The sequence below is a fragment of the Bacteroidota bacterium genome (genome assembly GCA_017303975.1).
Classification (GTDB): domain Bacteria; phylum Bacteroidota; class Bacteroidia; order JAFLBG01; family JAFLBG01; genus JAFLBG01.
Map to the genome: position 1 here is coordinate 18,514 of JAFLBG010000037.1, position 19,947 is coordinate 38,460.

14 protein-coding genes are annotated in these 19,947 nt (G+C 34.3%); 13 read left to right on the forward strand and 1 reads right to left on the reverse strand.

Annotation, left to right across the window (positions count from 1 at the left end; genetic code table 11):
* Positions 1–200 precede the first annotated feature (200 nt).
* The 13 genes from J0M08_11580 (at position 201) to J0M08_11640 (ending at position 18,127) form a co-directional block, all read left to right on the forward strand.
* Positions 201–1,694, forward strand: a complete 1,494-nt coding sequence (locus J0M08_11580; protein MBN8703698.1) for a hypothetical protein — start codon at positions 201–203, stop codon at positions 1,692–1,694.
* A 137-nt stretch (positions 1,695–1,831) separates the two neighbouring features.
* Entirely contained in the window at positions 1,832–2,470 is a 639-nt protein-coding gene (locus J0M08_11585) for a VTT domain-containing protein (GenBank protein ID MBN8703699.1), read from the forward strand.
* The gene (locus J0M08_11590; GenBank protein MBN8703700.1) at positions 2,451–3,047 is read left to right on the forward strand and encodes a hypothetical protein; all 597 of its coding nucleotides are present in this window, start codon (positions 2,451–2,453) and stop codon (positions 3,045–3,047) included. Before J0M08_11585 ends, J0M08_11590 begins: the two co-directional genes overlap by 20 nt.
* A gap of 33 nt (positions 3,048–3,080) precedes the next feature.
* Positions 3,081–4,820: a hypothetical protein gene (locus J0M08_11595; GenBank protein ID MBN8703701.1), complete on the forward strand. Its 1,740-nt coding sequence runs from the start codon at positions 3,081–3,083 to the stop codon at positions 4,818–4,820.
* A 39-nt stretch (positions 4,821–4,859) separates the two neighbouring features.
* Positions 4,860–6,173: a DNA recombination protein RmuC gene (gene rmuC / locus J0M08_11600; protein ID MBN8703702.1), complete on the forward strand. Its 1,314-nt coding sequence runs from the start codon at positions 4,860–4,862 to the stop codon at positions 6,171–6,173.
* A complete protein-coding gene (locus tag J0M08_11605) occupies positions 6,166–7,452 on the forward strand; it encodes a GWxTD domain-containing protein (protein MBN8703703.1) in 1,287 nt (428 codons plus the stop codon). Before rmuC ends, J0M08_11605 begins: the two co-directional genes overlap by 8 nt.
* 2 nt (positions 7,453–7,454) lie before the next feature.
* Positions 7,455–8,210: a 23S rRNA (guanosine(2251)-2'-O)-methyltransferase RlmB gene (rlmB, locus tag J0M08_11610; GenBank protein ID MBN8703704.1), complete on the forward strand. Its 756-nt coding sequence runs from the start codon at positions 7,455–7,457 to the stop codon at positions 8,208–8,210.
* A gap of 130 nt (positions 8,211–8,340) precedes the next feature.
* On the forward strand, positions 8,341–10,980 hold the full coding sequence (locus J0M08_11615) for a valine--tRNA ligase (protein ID MBN8703705.1): 2,640 nt from the start codon (positions 8,341–8,343) through the stop codon (positions 10,978–10,980).
* 375 nt (positions 10,981–11,355) lie between these two features.
* Positions 11,356–11,583, forward strand: a complete 228-nt coding sequence (locus J0M08_11620; protein ID MBN8703706.1) for a ferrous iron transport protein A — start codon at positions 11,356–11,358, stop codon at positions 11,581–11,583.
* A 14-nt stretch (positions 11,584–11,597) separates the two neighbouring features.
* Positions 11,598–13,571 (forward strand): ferrous iron transporter B, encoded by a 1,974-nt coding sequence (locus J0M08_11625; GenBank protein MBN8703707.1) that lies wholly within the window; start codon positions 11,598–11,600, stop codon positions 13,569–13,571.
* Positions 13,571–14,194 carry a SprT-like domain-containing protein gene (locus J0M08_11630; GenBank protein MBN8703708.1) on the forward strand — a complete coding sequence of 208 codons (624 nt, stop codon included), beginning with the start codon at positions 13,571–13,573 and terminating at the stop codon, positions 14,192–14,194. The genes J0M08_11625 and J0M08_11630 overlap by 1 nt, the downstream gene beginning before the upstream one ends.
* A gap of 92 nt (positions 14,195–14,286) precedes the next feature.
* Positions 14,287–15,621 (forward strand): hypothetical protein, encoded by a 1,335-nt coding sequence (locus J0M08_11635; protein MBN8703709.1) that lies wholly within the window; start codon positions 14,287–14,289, stop codon positions 15,619–15,621.
* A complete protein-coding gene (locus J0M08_11640; protein ID MBN8703710.1) occupies positions 15,599–18,127 on the forward strand; it encodes a hypothetical protein in 2,529 nt (842 codons plus the stop codon). Before J0M08_11635 ends, J0M08_11640 begins: the two co-directional genes overlap by 23 nt.
* 51 nt (positions 18,128–18,178) lie before the next feature.
* Here the strand turns inward: J0M08_11640 and J0M08_11645 are convergent.
* Positions 18,179–19,947, reverse strand: a 1,769-nt coding sequence (locus tag J0M08_11645) for a hypothetical protein (GenBank protein MBN8703711.1), incomplete at its 5' end; no start/stop codon positions are given.

Consider the following 19,947-nt stretch of genomic DNA (forward strand, 5'->3'; position numbering starts at 1 on the left):
AATATCATTTTTAACTACGCTGCAATAATACACTGCATGAATGTCGAACACAATAAAAAAAACAGCTGTTTGAACCTCTAAAAAACACCTCAAAACAAAAAATAAATTTGGCTATCAACAAGTTAAGCTACGCTTGAATGTCTAAAATCAATTAATAGAAGTAGAGCATTTTTAATATATTGCAGCCTGAAATACCAAGCATGCAAACAACAAATTTTTTATTTCAACTGATAAAAACATTATCAAAGAACGAGATTGCAAGTATCAAAAATGAAATTTCTACTCGACCACACTTACATAAGTTGTTTAATGCTCTACTTGTAACGGAAGAGTATGACGAGGGAAAAATTATAAAACAACACCCATACATTACAAACACAAGTTACCTTAGAAAACTCAAATCTGAGCTTGGAAAAATTATTTTAAAAAATATTTCAACTGAAAATTACTCTCAGCAAAGTAGCAACAACCTTATATTTTCGTACCTAAAAGCTTCCTCACTAATAGAAAGAGGTTTTTTTCTAGAAGCTCAAACAGAATTAAACGAATTAAGAAAACAAAGTAAATCTATTGGGCTAAACGGATTAACCATACTTGCAAATGAACTGCTCATTATTGCAGAAAGCAATTTAAAACTACCCACAGAAAATTATAAAAAAAGTGCAGATGAAATATCTTTTGAAATTGATGACAGTATAAAAAAAATTGAAGCTCAATTTAAATTAAGCTTCTACTCAATCCGAAATTTTTATGATTCTTACAACAAAGATAGACACACACAACAAATTTCGGAGCTAAATTCATTTCTAAAAAATACGAAAGAAACTAAAGAAAAAATTTTATGCCACTATATTTTGGCAAACAATTACACTTCCGAAAACTCTACAAAAAAAGTTCTTGTTAATATTTTAAAGGCAAAAGATTATGCATTAAAAAACTTCATTCTTACACAAAACACAAGTGAGTTGTTTTATTATATCCTTTGCTCTTCTACCTATTTGAGAATTGTAAGCAAATACAACCTGTTCTCAAAAAAGTGGGACACAGCCATAAATGAATTATTAGAATTAAGTGATCAATTAAAAAGTAAAAATAGACAACCCTATTTTTCTGCTATTGCAAAAACTACAGCGCAACTAAATATCGCTTTTTACTATTTTAAAACAGGAAGACTAAAGCAACTGATAGATTTTTGTGAACTTAACTTTAAAAAACAACAAGAACGAACCTTAGCAACCAACTATATTTACCTATACAAATACGTTTGTCTTGCCAATATAATTATGCAAAACTACCACAAAGCACACTTCTGGATAAACAAGGTGTTTGAGCTGGAGAAAAACGTACACCCACATTTTATCATCCCGGCAAAAATGATCTACTTGGCTTTGATAAATGAATCTGGTCCGCATGATTTAGAATTAGAGATTAAAAGAGTAAATTATTTTATGGAGAAATCAAAACTAAAACACGCTCCACTTAAATTATTTATAAATGCGTTAAAGAATACAAATAAAAACAATACAAATAGCCTTAAAATAAAAAATGAATGGATGAAGCTAGAAAACAACTTAGCAACTGCTCCCACTCATGAAATATCGCTTAGTGAAGACTGGTTACCATTTTACGTAGAAAGCAAAATAAAAAATCTGTCGTTCTATGATATCTATAAAAAATCGATTAATAAAAAATAGAAATTCAATACAACTTATTAAAAAAGTTAAACTATATAATCAAGCCTTAGTAGTAAAAGAAGCTTCTTTAAGCAACACAATAAAATTCATAGCATAATATTTCGTAAATTGGAAGTTGATGAGTTATACATCGCATTATGTCTGTTTGGGAATTTATTAAAGAACTTACAAACCCTGAATCTATAATAAAATATGGAGGTTTGGCACTACTCCTATTTGTTGTGTTTGCAGAAACAGGACTACTTGTAGGTTTTTTTCTGCCAGGAGATTCACTCTTATTTACCGCAGGACTGCTTTGTGGAACAGGATTATTCAAAACGGATATTATTACGCTTCTTGTAGGGCTGAGCTTAGCAGGAATAGTAGGCAATATTTTTGGTTATTTTTTTGGTAAACGAGTTGGCCCAGCGCTATTTACCCGTGACGACAATTTACTGTTTAAAAAAAGATACCTAACAACAACAAAGGAGTTCTACGATAGAAATGGCGGAAAGACATTGATACTAGGGCGCTTCTTGCCTATCATTAGAACATTTGCACCAATACTTGCCGGGGTAATAAACATCGATTTTAAAAAATTTATGCTATATAATATTTTAGGTTCAATTGCCTGGGTATTATCGCTTACGCTTACGGGGTATTATTTAGGAATTAAATTTCCAGAAATAAAAAACTACTTAGAGTATATTATCATTGCACTTATTGTGATTACGTCCATTCCTGTGTATCGAACTTATAAAAAAGAAAAGAATTCAAATGAATCTAGTAGCAAGTAAAAGAGAATCAATAAAAAAAATCATTGCTTTTTTTTTACTCTTTACAGTAACTATAATTGCTAATAGTGCTAACAGCGAGGCTACACAAGATTCTACCAAAGAAAAATACTTTGAAATTAGTTTTGGCCAATCTATTTTATTCATCTCAAATAGCAAAGTTTTAGATTTAAAAAAGAACGAATCAGTAGTTCTTCCTACTAATGCAATACTTTTTTTTGTAGAACTAAGACCATATAAAAAATTGAGAATTCCAATATTTTTAAATCTTGCCACAGAAACAAAACAATTTTTAATAAATAATACCATCGTTAACGAAAGAGCATCACCAACCTTGGGAACAGGAATACAATACAGAATTTTCAATTACCCGTTAGGCAAAAAAAACAGGGTGGAATTGGAACTTGGACCGGTATGTAGCTTCTTATTCGACTCAAACGATAATTTCAGATTAGCGCCAATAATTGCGGGCAGAATACGTTTACTAAAAAAAGAAGATTTTGTATTATACTTTGGGAACAGCTACTCTATTGGCATTAATGCTTTTGGAATTCTGTTTGGAACAGGATATATTTTTTAGTTGTTACAAAACCTGCGATAGGCAAATTTTAAAATGCGATATTTACTAGCACTAATTCTATTTAGCATTACTCTAAATGATTCTATTCTAGGGCAAAACGCCTACCTTAAAATTACACTTACAACTACAATAGAAAAACAAAACAAACTGGATTATCAACAAAAATTTTCGAACACATTTAAAAGAGACAAAGAATTAAAACTCGTTTTCAATTCATTACTTAAAAATGGATATTTAGCTGCATCTATTGATTCTACTTTTAATAATAATGATACTTTAATTGCAATTATCAACTCAGGTAAGAAATATAAATGGCTAACACTAAAAAATTTAGAAGAAAACGAATTGTTATCGAGCGAAATAAAAACTTCGATTAAAAATTTTAGCAACACCACTTTTAATACAGAAAAAACAGTCCTACTATTTGAAAAAACAATTTCGATTTACGAAAACTCAGGATACCCATTTGCCTCTGTTAGCTTATCTGATATCGAATTTGAAAACGACACAAATATAAAGGCTAATCTTCTAATACAAAAAAACAGAAGAGTAAGTATTGACAGTGTTATTGCAGAAGGGAATCTTAAAATCTCGAGTGCTTTTATAAAAAACTATTTAAACCTAAAGCCAAATGCTATCTACCAAGAACGAACCATTGAAAGAATTGATTCACGTCTTAACGAAATTGCGTTTATTAAACAATCCAAACCTCACGAACTAGTTTTAACTGAAAATTACAACAAACTTATTTTGTATCTAGACAAAAAGAAAGCCAGCCAGTTCGATGGAATTATTGGTGCATTGCCGGACAACAACACCGGAAAAATTTATTTTACGGGAGACATGCGTATCAACTTACTAAACTCGCTCAATAAAGCAGAGCGAATTGATATAAATTGGAGAAGTTTATCACGACAAACACAAGACTTAAAGGTAAAAGTAAATTTTCCGTATGTATTGGGAACCCCATTTGGGGCAGATTACGATTTAAAACTGTTTAAAAAAGACACCACGTTTATTGACATCCACCAAAATTTTTCTGCCATTTATTCATTCATTGGCCGCAATCAACTAAAGGTAACCTATGCCATTAGAAACTCCAATTTAATTTCTACAAAACAATATCAAAACTTAACTGTTTTGCCAAGCTATGCAGATATAAAATACAAATCGTATGGACTAGGATTTAATTATGACAAATTAGATTATCTCTTCAATCCTAGGAGAGGTTTATCAATTGCGGTTAGTGCACTTGCAGGGACAAAAGAAATAAAACAAAATCAAAAATTAAATCCGGAACTCTACAAAAAACTAAAACTAAAAAGCAATCAATATGCAGCAGAAGGAAAAATTGCTATATATATTCCCATAAAAAAAACACTTGCACTAAAAATTGCAAATCAAATAGCATCTACTTACAACGAATCTTTATTTCTAAACGAACTTACTAGAATGGGCGGATTAAAAACCTTGAGAGGGTTTGATGAAGAATCTATTTGGGCTTCGTTTTACACCATTCAAACATTTGAAATACGGTTGTTGTTTGAAAAAAACTCTTACCTGCATGTATTTGGAGATTTTGCCTACTACGAAAACAAAAGTTTAAACTTTACAGGCGACAGATACGATACTCCTTACGGATTTGGGGGAGGAATAAGCTTTGAAACAAAAGCCGGAATTTTCTCGCTAAATTATGCACTCGGGAAGCAATTCAACAATCCAATTCAGCTAAAATCGGGCAAAATTCACTTTGGGATAGTAAATTACTTTTAACCTATCTTTTACTTATATTTAAGAAAGAATATTGTAAAAGTGGATATTTTATTTTTAATAGTAGGTATAACAATTGGCGTAATTATATCGTACTTATACTTTAAAGCCAAACACACAACCAATCCACAATCAAATGAGGATTATCAAATTTTGCTTACCGAAAAAACAAAACTAGAAGAAAGAGCTACTGCTGCCAATACACTTAAACAAGAGTTAGAGAAAAAAAACAGTGAATTGCTTGAAACAACCTCTCTGCTAAGCGAGTGGAAAACCAAATATATAAATACAGAAGAAAAACTCACAAAACAAAAGCAGGAACTGGAAGAGTTAAACAACCGATTTACTAAGGAATTTGAAAATTTAGCCAACAAAATTTTTGAAGAAAAAAGTTTAAAATTTACAGAGCAAAACAGAAATAATCTAGACACGATTCTCTCTCCTTTAAAAGAAAAAATAAAAGACTTTGAAGAGAAAGTTGACAAAACCTATAAAGCAGAATCGGCAGAGCGGATTACACTCAAAACCGAAATAAAAAATCTGGTTGATTTAAATAAACAAATAAGCCTAGAAGCCAATAACCTTGCCACCGCATTAAAAGGAAACAATAAAATGCAGGGAAATTGGGGGGAAGTGATTTTAGAAAAAATTCTGGAGCGCTCCGGTCTTATAAAAGACGAAGAATACAAAACACAATACAGCACAGAAAACAACGAAGGAAAGCGTATTCAGCCGGATGTAGTTGTTCTCTTGCCTGACAACAAACATATTATAATCGACTCTAAAGTTTCCCTAATTGCCTACGAAGCACTTGTAAACAGTACTGAAGATGAAGAGAAACAAAAACTTACAAAAGCACATATTGAGTCGTTAAAAGCGCATATAAAAGGATTAAACGAAAAAAATTACCAATCTTCACCACAACTTTCTACACCAGATTTTGTTTTGCTTTTCATTCCAATTGAATCGTCTTTCAGCATGGCAATTCAAGCCGATCAAGAATTGTTTAATTTTGCATGGGACAGAAAAATAGTATTGGTAAGCCCATCAACGCTATTAGCAACACTTAAAACCATTTCGTCTATTTGGAAACAAGAAAAACAAACACGAAATGCTATACAAATTGCAGAAGAAGGTGGAAAACTATACGATAAATTTGTAAATTTTGTAGAGGATTTGATTTCTGTTGGCAAAAAAATGGATGAAGCTAAAAAAGGGTATTCTGATGCAATGAGTAAACTGCACGAAGGAACAGGAAACCTTGTAAAACGAGCAGAAAACATGAAAAAACTAGGCGCTAAAACTACCAAACAATTACCAACAACATTAATTGAGCGTGCTAATGAAAATGAGTAGAAGTGTTATTTTTATAGTGCTTATTGGGGTTAATCTTTCTATTCTCCTGAATGGTTGTTTTACTAGTAGTAAACTCTCCAATCAAAACATTTCAAGCATGTATAAAAAGGAAAGTGTAGATGTACAGCCCGACTATATTGTTTACCACAACAGTAAAATGGAATCTATACTCTATTTTAAAATAAATTCCAAAGAACTTCTATACACCAAACAACCCAACGGATATTTTGGATGCAAAGTACATTTAAACTATAAAATAAAAACAGGAATTGATAGCAAAGAAATTCTAGACAGTGCCACCACTATAATTTCTGACTATATGGAAAATGACCAACTAACAGGGAAGGATATGTATGGCAAAATAGAAATGAAAGCACCCATAGGAAATTCATACATTCTGGAAATTACCCTAACAGACATAAACAGAAATCAAGATTTTGTTACCTACCTACAGCTAGATAAATATAGCATACACAGCAATCAGAATTTTTTAGTTTGCGCAAACAATACAAAAATCCCTAGTTTCAAAAATCATTTTCCTTACAACGAAAAAGTAAACATTACATACAGCCAAGCAATTGGCAGCAAACTATACGTTCGGTATTATAAAAAAGATTTTCCTATTGCCAGTCCACCCTTTTCTGTAGCGGCTATTAAATCATTTGATTATAAATGCGACAGCACTTTTACTCTTGATTTATCGGATAGTTTAACTACAACGGTAACAATCCCTGCAAAGGGCTTTCTGCACATTACAGCAGATACCCTCCAAAAACAAGGATTGACACTGTACTCTTTCTACAACTACTTTCCTGAAGTAAGCGCTCCGGAACAGTTAGTTTATCCATTAATTTATATAACATCTCAACAAGAATACAACGCCTTATTAAGTGCACCCAACAAAAAACAAGCAGTAGAAGAGTTTTGGGTTAAAATAGGTGGTAGTAAAGAAAGAGCAAGGGATTTAATAAAAAAATATTACGGGAGAGTAATAGAATCCAACAAACATTTTACATCTTATTTAGAGGGTTGGAAAACAGACAGAGGAATGATTTATATAATTTACGGAGCTCCTAATTATGTTTACAGAACAGCCAATTCAGAAAGTTGGACATACGGAGAAGAAAACAATTTAATGTCACTAAACTATACATTTATAAAAGTAATAAATCCATTTACGAATAATGATTATTCAATTGACAGATCAAGCATCTACAAAGACAGATGGTACAGAGCTGTTGATATTTGGAGACAAGGACGAATTTATTTAGACAACTAAACGTGCATCAAAAAGAAAACAACAACCAACTTATATTTGGCATTCGTCCAATTATAGAAGCTATTGAATCCGGCAAAGAGATTGACAAAGTATTTGTACAACGTGCGTTAAGTGGCGATTTATTTAAATCACTCTTTAAACTATTGCGAGACAAAAACATATATTATCAATTTGTTCCACCACAAAAACTAAATTCACTTACCTCCAAAAACCATCAAGGAGTAGTGGCATACATGGCTGTGGTAGAATATGAAAACATCTTCAATATTGTTCCTTCCTTATACGAAAAAGGCAAAACACCACTTATAATTGTATTAGACAGGGTAACCGATGTACGTAATTTTGGCTCAATTGCCCGAACGGCAGAATGTATGGGAGTAGATGCAATTGTAATACCTAGCCAAGGAAGCGCACAAATAAACAGCGAAGCTGTAAAAGCATCTGCCGGAGCTATCTACAACATGAGTATTTGCAAACACGAAAACCTAAAAGATGTGTTGGATTTTTTAAAAGAATCCGGAATGCAAATAGTAGCAGCAAGCGAAAAAACAGACAAGTATATTTATGATATCCCACTAAAAGATGGAACCGTAATTATAATGGGATCGGAGGAAAATGGCGTATCAAGTGAATACTTAAAACGCTGCAACTATACTGCGAAAATACCATTAATTGGCAAAACGGGCTCGTACAATGTTGCTGTTGCTACAGGTATTGTTTTATATGAAGTAGTAAGACAGAGAAACACTTCATCTTAAATAAAAATAGCAAAATGTCATATTATTCCTAAGTCATAGTAAAGAAAGAGGAATTTGACCAAGCCGACAAAAGAGCAGAAATTTTAGTGGGGTTGTATTTTTTGGTAAATTGCAACCTTTATTTAGTATTATGGAAGAAATCCCGAAAACATATAATCCGGCATCCATTGAGAATAAATGGTACCAATATTGGTTAGATAACAAATTTTTCAAGTCGGTTCCAGATGAACGAGACCCCTACACCATTGTAATACCTCCGCCAAACGTAACAGGAGTGTTGCACATGGGGCACATGCTAAACAACACGATTCAAGATGTATTGATTAGAAGAGCTCGCATGCTTGGCAAAAACGCTTGTTGGGTACCGGGTACCGATCATGCTTCTATTGCTACAGAAGCCAAAGTAGTTGCGTTGTTGAAAGAACAAGGTATTAAGAAGTCTGATTTATCTCGCGAAGAATTTTTAAAACACGCGTGGGATTGGAAAGAAAAATACGGAGGAATTATTTTAGAGCAGCTTAAAAAGCTAGGCGCATCCTGCGATTGGGACAGGACACGTTTTACCATGGAAGACGATTTGAGCGAAGCGGTAATAGATGTGTTTATTGATTTGTACAAAAAGGGAAATATTTATCGTGGTGTACGAATGGTAAACTGGGATCCACAAGGTTTGACCGCTGTTTCGGACGAGGAAGTTATTTACAAAGAGGTAAATTCAAAGCTTTATTATGTAAAATATAAAATAGATGGAACGGCAGATGAATGGATAACCATCGCAACTACCCGCCCCGAAACTATCTTAGGGGACACTGCTGTTTGCGTACATCCGGAGGACGAACGCTACAATCATTTAAAAGGCAAAAAGGCTGTTATTCCTTTTGTGAATCGTGCTGTGCCCATTATTTTTGATGAATACATAGACAAAGAATTCGGAACAGGTGCACTAAAAGTGACTCCCGCACACGATATTAATGACTACAATTTAGGAATTAAACATAATCTTGAAATAATTGATACGCTTACTCCCGATGGCAAGTTAAGTGCTGCGGCTGGACGTTACATAGGCGAAGACAGGTTTACTGTTCGTAAAAAAATTGTAAAAGAGTTAGAAGAGATTGGGCAAATTGTAAAAGTAGAAGACATAAAAAACAAGGTGGGCTACAGCGAGCGTACAGATGCAGTTATAGAGCCAAAACTCTCCATGCAATGGTTTTTGAAAATGGACAAAATTTCAAAACCTGCATTAGACAATGTGTTGAATGGAGAAATCAAATTAATTCCCGAAAAATTTGTAAACACCTACAAACATTGGATGGAAAATGTACACGACTGGTGCATTTCTCGCCAATTATGGTGGGGACAGCGTATTCCGGCATGGTACGATGACAAAGGAAATTGCGTGGTGGCCAAGACTCGCGAAGAAGCTGAAAAAGAATTGAAAATTAAGAATGAAAATTTAAAAATCGAAGAGATTAGACAAGATGAAGATGTGTTGGACACCTGGTTTTCTTCTTGGTTGTGGCCTATCAGCGTATTCGATGGATTTAAAAATCCGGAGAATAAGGACATAAACTATTACTATCCAACCAATGATTTGGTAACTGCTCCGGAAATTTTATTTTTCTGGGTGGCTCGTATGATTATTGCAGGATATGAGTATAGAGGCAAAAAGCCATTTACAAATGTGTATTTAACAGGAATTGTTCGCGATAAGCAAGGCAGAAAAATGAGCAAATCGCTTGGCAATTCGCCTGATCCGCTTGATTTAATAACTAAATACAGCGCAGATGGCGTTCGGGTAGGAATGCTCTTGTGTTCGCCTGCAGGCAATGATTTGCCTTTTGACGAATCGTATTGCGAACAAGGCAGAAATTTTACCAATAAAATTTGGAATGCATTTAGATTGATAAAAGGCTGGGAGGTTGATTCCAAGTTGCAACAACCTACAGCAAATAAAACTTCTATAGAATGGTTTGAAGCTCGATTTAATGAGCAATTGGGAGTTATTGATGATTTGTATTTGAAATACAGAATTTCAGAGGCATTGATGACAACATACAAATTAGTATGGGATGATTTTTGCGCCTGGTACTTAGAAATGATAAAGCCAGATTTTATTGATGGAAAGCCCAATCCAATTGACAAAGCAACTCTTGAAGCAACTATCAATTTTTTTGAAAAAATATTAAAAGTGTTGCATCCGTTTATGCCTTTTATTACCGAGGAGTTGTGGAGTTTGGTAAAAGTACGCAATGAAAAAGACTGTATAATTGTTGCGGAGTGGCCTAAACTGGAAAAGATTAATAAAGATATCATCTCTAAAATTGACACATTAAAAGAATTAGTTGGTACGGTAAGAAATTTTCGTCAGCAAAAAAACATTTCACCCAAAGAGAAGTTAAATGTATTTGAGTTGGTTCCTACCATGAGAGAGGCGTGTAGATTAGACCCCCTTGCAATAAAATTGTCCAATCTAAGTTCTTATCAATATACGACAGTTAAGATTGATAAGGCCTACAGTTTTATGGTTAAAACAATTGAGTTGTATATTCCTTTGCAGGAAAAATTGAATGCAGATGAAGAGCGTGAACGATTAACAAAAGAGTTAGATTACTATAAAGGCTTTTTAAAATCGGTTCAAATAAAACTTTCTAACGAAAAATTTGTTGCCAATGCCAAGCCCGAAATAATTGAAAACGAACGAAAAAAACTAGCGGATGCAGAAGCCAAAATAAAGGCGTTGGAAGAGCAATTAGCTAGGTTGAAGTAATATTTTTGATTGAGACAATAAAACGATGTAGTTTTGCTTAAATATGCGCAGAGTTTCCTTTATATTTTTGGTTTTATTTGGAATGTCATTATTGTTGACAACAGAAACTGGCTGCAAGTCTATTAAAAAAAACAAATGTGCCGATTGCCCCGATTTAAGCAAAAAGCCTAAAAGAAAAAGATAAATCAGAATGAAAAAAGTAGTGTTATCCGTATTTATAGTAGTTTTTACTATAGTTTGTTTAAGTTCTTGTGGTTCTTCCAAAAAATCGGGCAAAAAAAAATCGAATGTAGATAATTGCCCAAGTTGGGGTGGTTAAAAAATACCCCTTTGTAGGTACATTCAAATCGAAGTTTATTCATACCTTTCAACACTATGTTGCAAAAGAAAATATCTGATTTAAAGGTAGGAGAAGAAGCTGTCATATCTTATTTTCTACATGATTATATTGCACAGCATATAATTCCACTTGGTTTAATTCCCAATCAAAAAATAATTGTAGAGCACATTGCCCCAATGGGAAGCCCAATTGCACTAAACATAAATGGCGATATTTTAGCAATTAGAAAAGATATTGCTTCTGAAGTAGTTGTTTCGCAGTAAAATTGTCCTACCTAATGCAGTTGACTGAGGTACATAAGAAAATAAAAATTGCGCTGGTAGGCACACCAAATTCAGGCAAATCCACACTATTCAATCAACTTACAGGACTTAAACAAAAAACCGGAAATTTTGCAGGAGTAACGGTAGATAAAAAAAGTGGTATCTATAAAATTATCGATACGAAAAACCAACTAACAGAGGTTAGTATAATCGATTTGCCTGGTATTTACTCTTTTGAAGCCAATTCTATTGACGAGGAAATTGCTGTTAATGTGCTTAGCAATAAAAATAATCCAGATAATCCAGACGCTTTTGTTTTTGTAATTGATGCAACGAACCTAAGGCGAAATCTGTATCTGCTTTCTAAACTAATTCCTTTAAACAAGCCAATGGCAATTGTTGTAACAATGTCGGATGTGTTAGAGAAAGAAAAGCGCAGTTTGAATTTAGAAAAATTGGCAGAGCTTACTGGTCTTTCTGTTTTTGGCGTAAATGCAAGAAATGGTAAAAACATCATGCAGCTTAAGCAGAAGTTGGTTTCTGATTTTAAAATAGGAAACACTAATTTGTTTTTTCATGATGACAGCGATGAAAACTGGGAGCAGAGAGAGCTTCGTTTATTTAAAAGGGTAGATGAATTAGTAGATAGTGTATTAGAGAAACGACATTTATTTTCAGATTCGCTCTCAAAAAAAGCCGATAAAATTTTAACTCATAAAGTTGGAGGGTATTTGATTTTTGTATTGATTCTATCCTTCATTTTTCAAGCAGTATTTTGGGTTGCGGCATATCCTATGGAATGGATAGAAAATTTTTTCTCGTATGCATCTAGTTTTTTGACCGAAAAACTTCCACCTACTAAACTTACGAGCCTGCTTGTGGATGGTGTATTGGCAGGGCTTGGAGGCGTTATAATTTTCATACCGCAAATTGCGTTTCTTTTTGGTGCTTTAGCCATATTGGAGGATACAGGCTATATGTCGCGTGTAAGTTTTATAATGGACAGATTGATGAAAAGTATTGGTCTGAATGGGAAGTCGGTTATTCCACTGGTAAGTGGTGTAGCATGTGCAGTTCCCGCAATAATGAGTACACGAATAATTGCAGGTTGGAAAGAGCGATTGATAACTATTCTTGTTATTCCTTTAACTAGCTGCTCTGCGAGGCTGCCGGTATTTACATTGCTCATTGGCATTTTTGTTCCGTCTGTTAATTATGGGATTTTTAATCTACAAGGCTTGTTTTTAATGGGCCTTTATTTGCTTGGTTTCTTGTCGGTAATAGTTGTGGCAATTGTTCTGAATGTACTTATTAAAAATAAAGAGAAGAGTTTTTTTGTACTTGAACTGCCTGCTTATAAATCTCCACATTGGAAGAATGTTGGAATAACTATCGTAACTAAAGTAAAGACTTTTGTTGGAGATGCAGGAGGAATAATAATTGCGATATCAATTGTACTGTGGTTTTTAGCATCTCATGCTCCGAATGACCGACATAAGGATATTACTGAGAAATACGACAAACTGATAATGCTTAATCCCGAAAAAAAGGCTGAATTGAATGCTGAAATGTTTGCTAAAAAACTGGAAGTTTCCTACGCAGGCATTGGAGGTAAGTTTATTGAGCCACTTATTAAACCTTTGGGCTTTGACTGGAAAATTGGCATTGCACTTATAACATCCTTTGCGGCTAGAGAAGTTTTTGTGGGAACTATTTCTACAATTTATAGTGTTGGAAATGCTGAAAATGAAGGCCCAATTAGAGAGGTGCTAAAAAAAGAAATTAATCCAGATACGCTAAAGCCTCAATATTCAATAGCTGTATGCGTATCTCTATTACTATTTTATGTATTTGCCTTACAATGCATGAGTACATTGGCTGTTGTATATCGTGAAACAAAAAGTACAAAATGGACTGTTATTCAGTTTCTATATACAGGAGTTTTAGCCTATATGTCAAGTTATATTGCTTTTTCGTTACTCAGCTAATGCATCCTCAAGTAGAAAGAAATAAGAGTATTTTGCAAAAGTACATCCCCGAATCGACTGTATTTACAGTAGCCATGTGGGTGCATCAGTACGATTTTAAATTAAAAATTAAAAAATCTCGTTCAACCAAATTGGGTGATTACAGACATCCGATTGCAGGGCAAAATCATCAGATTACAATAAACCACGATTTAAATAAATATGCATTTTTAATTACATTAATTCATGAGGTGGCTCATTTAACTTGTTGGCTAAAATTTAAAAACAGCGTAAAGCCACACGGAGATGAATGGAAAAAAGAATATCATTTACTGATAGATCCTTTCATAAAAGCAGCCGTTTTTCCGGAAGATATAACGCATGCACTAATCAAACATTTTAAAAATCCAAAAGCTTCTAGTTGCACAGATGTTCATTTGTATTCGGTGCTTAAAAAATATGACACTCGTAATTCAAATCATTTATTCGTAAAAGATTTACCAAACTCCGCATTGTTCGAAACAAAGGAGGGAAGAGTATTTAAAAGAGGCGAAAAAGTAAGAACCCGATACAAATGTGTAGAACAAAGTACAGGCAGAGTTTACTTGTTTAGTCCTTTGGCAGATGTTCTATTGAAAAACTAATCTGACAAAAATCAGTTTTTATAGCGTACAACATTTACTTCAGCGATAATTTTGTATCTTTCCGCACTAAAGTTATTTGCTTTAATAACGAAATGCATCCACATAGTAATTACAATAAGAAATTAAGGCTATTATTTATCCTTTGTATATTCTCTATTTCAAATCTATTTTCTCAAAAAGTTGTTGGGTATTTAGAATTGGCCGGGCGGGCGCAAAAGGCAAACAAAGACTTGTCTGGGGCAACTATTCGATTGTATAAAAATGGGATGCTAGAAAAAGAACTTATTTCAGGTCGTAATGGAAAATTTAAGTTTTTTGTTGATTTTGGGTATGATTATAAACTAACTTTTGCTGCGAAAGAATGTGTAGATATGCATCTTATTATTGCAGCAAAAATCCCTAAAGATAAATACCACATAATGCCCTATTACGACTTGGGAGATATACCATTTTTCGAACCGGAATCTAAAATTGTGAATGTCGAAAAATTTAAGCAGCCTTTTTTGAAAATAATTTTTGATGGCAATAAATTATTTAAAGATGATGAAAATTATACTATTGATTTTAATAAAGAGGTATATGTAGATCCGGCAGCGGAGGCTTTAGCAGAAGCTGAGCGAAAAGCTCACGAAAAAGATGTGCAATATGCCGCAGAAAAAGAAAGACGAGATGCAGAAGAATTAGCAAAGCGCAAACAAGAAAGTGCTGCTTTAGAGCAAGCTAGGTTATTAGCGGAACAACGTGCATTAGAAGAACAGCGTATAAGAGAAGAGCTTGAAAAACTGAAAGAAGAAAAGGAACATCAAGCTGCTATGCTCGAGAAAAACAACTCTGTGGCTATGGCAAAAGAGGATATGAAGCTATTGGAAGAACGAGAACACAAAACTATTGTAGAGAAGAAAAACAAGAATATTAAGACAACTTTCGAAAGCGACTTGTTAAAACAAATAGCAGAAAATGAACGTGAACTAAAAGAAATTGAATTTGCTAAAGTTAAATCAGAAGCAGAAGGAGCATCAGTAATTTACAAAATGCGAAAGGAAACAGAAGCTAAAGCAAATGCCGATTATATAAGAACACAGGAATTTTCGAAAAACAAAAAATCACTTGTAAATAAACAGATAGTTATGCGTTACAATAAAAGAATTTTAACGGCAGCAGCTTTTGCAGAACGCTCGGTAAAAATTGATTCGCAAACCTCTCTTCCTGATCCCGGAACTTTCAAAATATCCAATCCTACCAACTATTCTGTAACAATTGACGATGGAATGTTTAAAACTACTACTACGATAATGCTTACAACTAATAATAAGACGGATATTTACAAAAAAGAAAAATATGTTTTTGGGATGTATTCTTTTTATAAAAACAATACTCCAATTAATGAATTAGAGTACAAAACAGATGTTTCAAAGTATATTAAATAAGGTGCATAATTTCTATTCATTTCATTTTTTATTTGCACGTAGAATATCAAGTGGTATATTTTTACTACTTCTTTTTTCCATTTCTATCTTAAATAGTCAAACTACTGCATTTAGTTTTTATGGTGTTGAGCATGGTATTGCGCAAGCTCAAATTCAAGCATTGCAGCAAGATAATGACGGTAATTTATGGATAGGCACCCTTGGTGGATTAACTAAATACAATGGAAAACAGTTTGTAAATTACACCAAAAAACAAGGGCTGGCAGAAGATTGGGTTACATGTTCTTATAAAGATAAAGAAGGCAATTTATTATTTGGACACTGGGCTGGTGGTGTTACAAAGTATATTTCAAAAACCAAACAGTTCCAAAATTTAGAGCTTGAAAAACAAACCTACTTTAAGTCTATTACAGCTATTAATCAAGATTCAAAAGGAAATTATTGGATTGCAACAGAAGGTGCAGGCGTTTTTGTGTATGATACCAAAATCAATAAATTGGCAGTTTTATCTAAGAAAAAAGGATTACCTACCAATAATTTTTATTCAATAGAAAATGATAGCGCGGGAAATATTTGGTTGGCGAGTGATACAGGCGTATTTGTTTATCGTGAAAACATTTCTGAAAACAGCTATACGCTGTTAAATAAAAGCAAAGGATTACCCTCCAACAAAATCACTTCAATTAAACTTATAAACAAGAACGAAGTGTGGTTGGGGACAGCAGATGAAGGGGTTTTTGTTTTTTGGATAACAGACATGCTTTCTATGAAAACAGCCGCCAGTGTTGTTTCCAATACATCCTTTCATTTTACCACTCAAAATGGATTGTCTTCTAATTTTGTGGAGTCTTTGTATAAAGACTCCAAAGGAAATATTTGGGTTGCAACTACCGGTGGTGGTGCCGTAAAGTGCCAACCCGATACTACATCAAATAGATTAGAAGCAATTAAAGGCGCGCAGCTATTTACATACAGTACCAAGCAAGGGTTAGCTTATTTCAACACCAATAGAATTTTCGAAAGTAATGAAGGAAGTGTATGGATTGCTACAGATGTAGGTTTAAATCAGTATCGAGGAGAACGTTTTCAATTATACAGCATATCAGATAGTTTAATAAATAATTTGACTTGGGCAGTAGCTTGTGATATGGACAACTCCATTTGGATAGGCACTAATGAAGGCGTTTCCAAGCTTACATTTGCAAATAAAAACACAACTAACAAAACATTTTACAGTGAAAATTTCACTATAAAAGACGGACTAGTAAGTAATGTTGTAATGGCCGTGCATCAAGACTTAAATGGGAATATGTGGTTTGGAACTGCTAATGGTGGGTTAAGTAAGCTCCCTAAAAATCAACGAAGATTCGAAACTATTAATAAATCGTCTGGTTTAGCAAGTGATGTTATTTATTCAATAACATCTGACAACAATGGTAGCGTATGGATTGGAACAAAAGAAGGAGCCTCTTTTTACGATGCAAAAACTAAGCAAATAAAGAACTATACATTATCCGATGGATTGGGAGGAAATACCATTTATCGTGTGTTTCATGACTCCAAAGGACGAGTTTGGTTTGGTGCCTTGGGAGGAGAATTAAGTTATTGGGATGGAACCAAAATAAAAAAACTAACTATTGAAAGCGATTTGAAGCATCGATTTATTTTATGCATTAACGAAGATAAGGAGGGGCATATTTGGTTTGGGACACACGGTGGAGGACTTTTCCGATATGATGGCGCTACCCTTACAAACTTTACAACAGTAGATGGATTATCTACCAACTCTCCTTACTCAATTGTGTGTGATAATGATGGAAACATTTGGGTTGGACATAACAAAGGCTTGGATAGATACAATGTAAAAGAGCATGTATTTAATTTTCATGAGAAGCAAGATGGTTTTTGGGGAGGCGAATGCAATCCAAATGCTGCTTGCAAAGACAAACAAGGTAACTTATGGTTCGGAACCATAAACGGAACTATTAAATTCAATCCTGCAGAAATAAAAGCGAATCCAATTCCCCCAATAACTATAATTACCGGATTGAAACTATTTATGAAACCGATTGATTTTCCAGAAGATGCAAGATTTGAGTACAATCAAAATCATCTGACATTTTCTTTTGTTGGGATAAGTTTGGCGAGTCCAAAGAAAGTGGCTTATTTATATAAATTAGAAGGATTTGATACCGATTGGTCTCCTGAAAGCACCACTGCAAATGAAGTTTCTTATACTAATTTACAACCAGGAAAATATACAATGCTTGTAAAATCCTGCAACAATTCAGGTGTTTGGGGTGAGCCGGTAAAATATAAATTTTACATTACACCACCATTTTGGCAAACCGCAATTTTCTACATTTTAGTTGTATGTGTAAGTGCCTTTCTTTTGTATAAAGCACATAAAGTGAGAACTAAAAATTTAGCAGATGCTAAAAAGGAACTTCAGGATACTATCAAAAAGTTGCAGAGTGAACTTGATGAATATAAAAAGATTAACTAATTATATTTTTGCATCGAAGTTATTGTAAATGTAAATGGGAGTAACAAATTACTACTTTGTATCTAAATCAAAATTGGCTTGTGTGATTGCTAAATCATTTTTGAAATAGAATACCCCACCCCAATTATATACTATTTTCTTATAGGTGTCTTTGTAATCGGTGTAGGTAACAGTTATTAGGGTTATTTTTCTGTTTGGTTCTTCTATATATTCTTCTTTTTTATCTAAACGTCCGGTTGATTTAGTTGCATTTACAGAAGAAGTAGGTGTGCTTTTTTGTTGCGCCAATGCAAGTTGTCTAGCCTCTTCATCTGCTTTTGCTTTTGCAAGTGCCTTTTTCCTTGCCTCCTCTTCTTCTTTTGCTTTAGCAGAACGCATAGACTCTTGTTCCGCTTTAATTTTAGCTATTTTCTGCCTTTCCGCCTGCTCAGCAGCTTCCTTTGCTTTTCTCTTGTTTTCGGCATCTTCCGCTGCTTTCAGAGCAGCCTTCTTAGCCTCTTCATCAGCTGCCTTTTGCGCTGCTAATTTTTTTGCATCTTCTTCCGCTTTCAACTTTGCAGCTTCTTCGGCTTTACGTTTGGCTTCTGCTTCTGCAGCCGCTTGCTTAGCCTTTTCTTCCGCCTCTGCTTTGGCTTTTGCTTCTGCAGCTTGTTTAGCAGCTTGTTCTTCTGCAGCTTTTTGTGCTGCCGATTTTTTTGCATCTTCTTCCGCTTTCAGTTTGGCAGCCTCCTCTGCTTTACGCTTTGCTTCTGCTTCGGCAGCCGCTTGTTTTGCTTTGGCTTCCGCATCTGCTTTAGCTTTTGCTTCTGCTGCTTGCTTAGCAGCTTGTTCTTCTGCAGCTTTTTGTGCTGCCAGTTTAGCTGCTTCTTCTTCGGCTTTTTGTTTTGCTAAACGCTTAGCCTCTTCCTCGGCTGCCTTTTTCGATTTTTCTTCTGCTTCTTTTTGAGCTTTTTCATCTGCTGCTTTCTTCGCTGCCTCATCTGCTGCTTTCTTCTTAGCAGCTTCCTCGGCTGCTTTTTGAGCTAATTCAGCATCTCGTTTTGCTTTTTCCTCAGCCTCTTTCTTTGCCTTTTCCTCGGCTGCCTTTTTCGCTGCTTCCGCATCTGCCTTTGCTTTTTCCTCCGCAGCCTGCTGTGCTTTTTTCGCTGCCTCTTCTTCAGCCTTTTTCTTGGCAGCTTCATCTTCCGCTTTTTTCTTAGCTGCCTCTTCAGCTGCTTTCTTTTTCGCCTCCTCTTCAGCTGCTTTCTTAGCAGCCTCTTCGGCTTTTTTCTTGGCGTCCTCTTCAGCCTTTTTCTTAGCAGCCTCTTCTGCTGCTTTTTTTGCTGCATCTTCCTCGGCTTTCTTTTTCGCTGCTTCTTCGGCTGCTTTTTTGGCTGCCTCCTCAGCAGCCTTTTTCTTTGCCTCTTCAGCCGCAGCTTTCTGCGCAGCTTCTGCCAATCGAACTTCTTCTTTCTTCTTTTGTTCCGCCTCTTCTTTCTTTTGTTCTATTTGCTTTTGTATTTCTTCTAATTGCGCTTGTATCGATTTGGTATAATCTGTATCATAATCAAAATTATCAATCTCCGCCCTATAGGCAATTTTACCAACAGGTTGGTTATAAATTACTGTATTTACACCATCATATTGCTTAAACAGTGTAATTTGAAATTTGTACAGGCCAAAATTTCCTTCTGCTAGTGCATCTTGTGGCACTTTAGTTGAGAAAAATATTCGCTTGGTAATATATCCCGGTTTAGCAAAAACAAAAATATAATCGTGACCATATTCTAATTCTACATCCAATTTCTTTTTGGTATCGACAACTTTATATTCCTGACCAT

Bases quoted from the DNA above. Each gene is read 5' to 3' on its own strand.
- J0M08_11580 (MBN8703698.1), top strand. From the start codon at position 201: ATGCAAACAACAAATTTTTTATTTCAACTGATAAAAACATTATCAAAG.
- J0M08_11585 (MBN8703699.1), top strand. From the start codon at position 1,832: ATGTCTGTTTGGGAATTTATTAAAGAACTTACAAACCCTGAATCTATA.
- J0M08_11590 (MBN8703700.1), top strand. From the start codon at position 2,451: ATGAATCTAGTAGCAAGTAAAAGAGAATCAATAAAAAAAATCATTGCT.
- J0M08_11595 (MBN8703701.1), top strand. From the start codon at position 3,081: ATGCGATATTTACTAGCACTAATTCTATTTAGCATTACTCTAAATGAT.
- J0M08_11605 (MBN8703703.1), top strand. From the start codon at position 6,166: ATGAGTAGAAGTGTTATTTTTATAGTGCTTATTGGGGTTAATCTTTCT.
- J0M08_11615 (MBN8703705.1), top strand. From the start codon at position 8,341: ATGGAAGAAATCCCGAAAACATATAATCCGGCATCCATTGAGAATAAA.
- J0M08_11620 (MBN8703706.1), top strand. From the start codon at position 11,356: ATGTTGCAAAAGAAAATATCTGATTTAAAGGTAGGAGAAGAAGCTGTC.
- J0M08_11625 (MBN8703707.1), top strand. From the start codon at position 11,598: ATGCAGTTGACTGAGGTACATAAGAAAATAAAAATTGCGCTGGTAGGC.
- J0M08_11630 (MBN8703708.1), top strand. From the start codon at position 13,571: ATGCATCCTCAAGTAGAAAGAAATAAGAGTATTTTGCAAAAGTACATC.
- J0M08_11635 (MBN8703709.1), top strand. From the start codon at position 14,287: ATGCATCCACATAGTAATTACAATAAGAAATTAAGGCTATTATTTATC.
- J0M08_11640 (MBN8703710.1), top strand. From the start codon at position 15,599: ATGTTTCAAAGTATATTAAATAAGGTGCATAATTTCTATTCATTTCAT.